The sequence below is a fragment of the Hydrogenophaga sp. 70-12 genome (assembly GCF_001897365.1).
Classification (GTDB): Bacteria; Pseudomonadota; Gammaproteobacteria; order Burkholderiales; family Burkholderiaceae_C; genus Hydrogenophaga; species Hydrogenophaga borbori.
Window position 1 is genome coordinate 1 of sequence record NZ_MKSS01000006.1, and the last position, 4,430, is coordinate 4,430.

At 66.9% G+C, this 4,430-nt stretch carries 4 protein-coding genes; 2 read left to right on the plus strand and 2 right to left on the minus strand.

What is annotated here, in order from left to right; all coding sequences use genetic code 11:
* Positions 1-1,039: circularly permuted type 2 ATP-grasp protein (locus BGO22_RS00290; protein ID WP_286848236.1), on the plus strand; the 1,039-nt coding region annotated here is incomplete at its 5' end.
* Positions 1,040-1,162: 123 nt separating this feature from the next.
* A complete protein-coding gene (locus tag BGO22_RS00295; protein WP_070398771.1) occupies positions 1,163-2,122 on the plus strand; it encodes an alpha-E domain-containing protein in 960 nt (319 codons plus the stop codon).
* Between the two features lie 28 nt (positions 2,123-2,150).
* Here BGO22_RS00295 and BGO22_RS00300 read toward each other — a convergent pair whose 3' ends face one another.
* Together BGO22_RS00300 and BGO22_RS00305 are read right to left on the minus strand one after the other, a co-directional pair.
* Positions 2,151-3,947 (minus strand): hypothetical protein, encoded by a 1,797-nt coding sequence (locus BGO22_RS00300; RefSeq protein ID WP_139147019.1) that lies wholly within the window; start codon positions 3,945-3,947, stop codon positions 2,151-2,153.
* A gap of 73 nt (positions 3,948-4,020) precedes the next feature.
* Positions 4,021-4,430, minus strand: a 410-nt coding sequence (locus BGO22_RS00305; protein WP_286848238.1) for a type III secretion system chaperone, incomplete at its 5' end; no start/stop codon positions are given.

Here is a 4,430-nt window from a genome sequence, read left to right on the forward strand (position 1 = left end):
CGTGGACGTGCCGCACCAGATCTACTCGCACATCGCCGGCATCGACATCGTGCGCGCCCCCAACGCCGACGGCGAGGGCGAGTACTACGTGCTGGAGGACAACCTGCGCGTGCCCAGCGGCGTGAGCTACATGCTCGAAGACCGCAAGATGATGATGCGGCTGTTCCCCGAACTGTTCGGCGAGAACCGCGTGGCGCCGGTGGCGCACTACCCCGACCTGCTGCTGGAGACCCTGCGCGCGGTGAGCCCGGCCACCACGGCCGAGCCCACGGTGGTGGTGCTCACGCCCGGCATGTACAACAGCGCCTACTTCGAACACGCCTTTCTGGCGCAACAGATGGGCGTGGAACTGGTCGAAGGCCAGGACCTGTTCGTCAAGGACAACTTCGTCTACATGCGCACCACGCGCGGCCCCAAGCGGGTGGACGTGATCTACCGCCGCGTCGACGACGACTTCCTGGACCCGCTGGTGTTCCGGCCCACGTCCACGCTGGGCTGCGCGGGCCTGCTGGACGTCTACCGCAGCGGCAACGTGAGCATCTGCAACGGCGTGGGCACCGGCGTGGCCGACGACAAGTCGATCTACCCCTACGTGCCCAAGATGATCGAGTTCTACCTGGGACAGAAGCCCATCCTGAGCAACGTGCCCACCTTCATGGGGCGCAACCCGGAAGACCTCAAGTACATGCTCGCCCACATGCAGGACCTGGTAGTGAAGGAGGTGCACGGCGCGGGCGGCTACGGCATGCTGGTCGGGCCCGCGTCCACCAAGGCCGAGATCGAGGCCTTCCGCCAGGCGGTGGCCGCCCACCCCGAGGGCTACATCGCGCAGCCCACCCTGTCCTTGTCGACCTGCCCCACCTACGTCAAGAGCGGCGTCGCGCCGCGCCACATCGACCTGCGGCCCTTCGTGCTCTCGGGCAAGGAGGTGCAGATGGTGCCCGGCGGCCTCACGCGCGTGGCGCTCAAGGAAGGCTCCCTGGTGGTGAATTCGTCGCAGGGCGGCGGCACCAAGGACACCTGGGTGCTGGAGGATTGATGCCCCCCCGCGACGCTTCGCGTCACCCCCTCAAGGGGGCGGCACCAACGGCCCGGCAAAGCCGGTTCCGTGGTACCTCTGGGTTGTGCTGCCGCCTCATGCCGGTTTGATGGAGTCCTAGACATGCTGTCCCGCACCGCCGACCACCTCTTCTGGATGTCGCGCTACACCGAGCGCGCGGAAAACACCGCGCGCATGCTCGACGTCAACTACCAGACCTCGCTGCTGCCGCAGTCGGCCGCGGTGGCCCAGGTGGGCTGGGAGGGCCTGCTCACCATCAGCGAGCTGCTGCCGGCCTACCGCGCGCAGTACGGCCAGGCCATCACGCCGCGCAACGTGCTCGACTTCATGGTGCGCGACGAGAACAACCCGTCGAGCATCGTGTCCTGCCTGCGCGCGGCGCGCGAGAACGCGCGCGCGGTGCGCGGCGCGCTCACCACCGAGCTGTGGGAGATGCAGAACCAGACCTGGCTGGAACTCAACCGCGCGCTGCAGGGCAAGGCCTTCGAGCGCGACCCGGGGCAGTTTTTCGAGTGGGTGAAGTTCCGCTCGCACCTGTCGCGCGGCGTGGCCATCGGCACCATGCTGCAGGACGAGGCTTTCCATTTCTACCGCATGGGCACTTTTCTGGAGCGCGCCGACAACACCGCGCGCCTGCTGGACGTGAAGTTCCATGCGGTGCACAGCGACTTCTTCGGCGCCGCCAGCGAGCTCGACCAGGAATACGACTTCTACCACTGGAGCGCGATCCTGCGCAGCGTCAGCGGCTTCGAGGTCTACCGCAAGGTCTACCGCGACGTGATCACGCCCGAGCGCGTGGCCGAGCTGCTGATCCTGCGCGCCGACATGCCGCGCAGCCTGGCCGCCAGCCTGAACGAGGTGGTCAACAACCTGGCCGTGGTCGCCAGCGACCACAGCGGCGAGACCCTGCGCCGCGCCGGCAAGCTCAAGGCCGAGCTGCAGTACGGCCGCATCGATGAAATTCTGGCCACCGGCCTGCACGCCTACCTCACGCAGTTCCTGGACCGCGTGAACGAGCTGGGCTGGCGCATCAGCCAGGACTTCCTGGTGCCGGCGGGCTGAATCGCCGGCCGGACGCGGCCCCGATGGCTCAGTTCACGGGGATCTGGAACACCCCGTTCACCGCGTTGCGGACGTCCGGGTCCTGCTGGCTGGGGTCGTACTCCGGTGCGGCCGGCGCCTCAACCCCTGTGCGGGTGGCCTGGGCCCGGTTCGCCGAATCGGCCAATTGCATCAGGGTCTGGCTGATGCCGAGCAACTGCTCGGCCGTCGCAAAGCGTGGATCGGTTGCGTCACCGCCCGAGGCATTCCACAGGTCCTGGCCCATGCCTCGAAGGGTCTCGACCAGCCGCTGTGTGGCGGGGCTGGCGAGCGCGTGGGCGTGCCTTGGCAGCTGGTCTGGGCCCATGTTCGCGAACAAGGGCTCATAGACGCTGTACTCGAAGTCTCGGACATCGTCGGCGCCCGTCTGATGCAAGCCCTTGAGCAGCTCCTGCTGGGTTTTCACCTTGGCCAGAACCTTCTGGGTCGCCGCCAGGGCGTTCAAGGTCGCGTGCAGGTCGCCCTGGTTCAACTGGTCCAGTACGGGTAGCAAGGCCTCATGGCATTCCCGTACACCCCAATCGAGTCGCTCGTCGATGGCCTGGGCAAGGGTGGGCTCGGCCTGGGTGTTGCCGAAGATGGCCAGGGCCTTGGACAGCGCGGGCAGCTCGGCCGCGCTCAGCTCATCGAGGGCCGCCTGATGGAGCACCAGCCGAGGGACGTGATGGACGATCGCCTCGAATGCCTGCGTGACCTGCGGGTCGGTGCTCAGGCCATGCGCGCCATGGTGCTTCTGCAGCGCCTTCCATTGTCCGGCGGCGTCGATGATGCGGCGCAGACCCTGCGGGTCCACCTGACCGGGGGGTGAGAGCGACAACAGCGCACCTTGGGCGGCGGCCAGGAAGCGCTCCTGCGTGTGTCGCTGGCGTTGCACCGCGACGTCCGCGATGAGGGTGTCGATCAGGTCGGTGCTTCTGGCGACCCAATGGGCGCTGTCGGCCGCTTGCAGCGCGGCTTGGTCTTCGCTGGGCAGGGCGTCCAGCAAGGTCTTGATGTCGCTGGCGGAGACATCGCCCTTGCTGAGGAACCCGTTGAGGGCCGCGCCCAGCACGCTCAGCGCCAGTTGGGTCTCATCCCCGTATTTCGCGGCATGGTTCATGCCGTATTGGCCCATGATGTTTTTGACCACGCCCGACAGACCGTTGTACGTGTCAGCGGCGCGAGGCGACTGTTGCTGGGCCTCCGCGATGGCTTCCTTGAGCCTGGGCAACAGTTGGGTTCTTCCATCGGCGAAGACGCGACGCTCGACTTCCGCGCTCAACGCCTGGCTCAAGCGCTTGAGAGGCAGCGCCACCGCGGCATCGGTTCCGTCCGCGAACAAGATCTGGAGTTGGGTGCGCAAGGTCTTGAGTTCGGCGGGCGTGAACTGAGCCAGGTGAACCTCGAAGCGCTGGGTCAGCAGCTGATCCAGCGGCACGCCGCGCTGCGTCACGGGCGCGGCGGTGTTTTCGATGGTGCCGAATGCCTTCTTCAGTGTCTTCGAACTGAGGTTTCCCTGAGGATGGATCAGGTTGCCCAGCAGATCACCAACGGCCCGGCTGGTGTCTTTCAGCGCATGACGGTACTTGGGGTCGACCCGCACACCGCCAGGGGTCATGGCGTTGAGGAGGCGGCTCCATCCACGCACCATGCCATGGGCCACCTTGTTCCATCCGGTGCGTTTCGCTTGGGAGGGCAGCACGGTTGCAGCCCGCGACCTCCCATGGAACTTTCCGACAGGGCTGTCGTGGAACACATGGTTGATCGGCAGGGGCAGGTGAGCGGTGGTGGTGTTTCCAACTGGCATGGTCGTCTCTCGCTGAACGTGAATGCGCGGAGGGTTTGGTCGACGCCGGGCGCCAGGCGCGGCGCGGCCGGCTTCAGACTGAAAGAAAGGAGGGGGCGGCCGGGGGGCGCGGATCGGCGCTGGCCGCGGTGGACTGCAGGGCAGCGAAGCGTTCCTGCCACGTCTCCGCCGCATCGATGAAGCGCTGCAGGCGCGACATGATCAGTTCGGCCGTCCAGCCGTGGTTGCCGATGTCCGAGCACAGCACGATCTCGTTGAACTCGACGTCGATGGCCAGCGCGGCGCCGCCGGTGTCGGCGCCGAAGAGGTTGGCGCTGAGCAGTTGCTCGAAGGTGCGTTCGCGATCGCTCGTGGGCACGGGGCCCAGCGTGCAATAGATGTGCAGCAAGTGGCTGCTGCCGCTGGCCTCGAAGTTGACGTCGATGCGGTCGTCGACCCGCAGTCGCGCGCAGCCGTGTTCGTCCAGCCGCAGTTCGGGCACAC

What these genes read in the sequence shown, in the direction of transcription:
- BGO22_RS00300 (WP_139147019.1), bottom strand. Translation starts at nt 3,947, where the DNA reads ATGCCAGTTGGAAACACCACCACCGCTCACCTGCCCCTGCCGATCAAC.
- BGO22_RS00295 (WP_070398771.1), top strand. Translation starts at nt 1,163, where the DNA reads ATGCTGTCCCGCACCGCCGACCACCTCTTCTGGATGTCGCGCTACACC.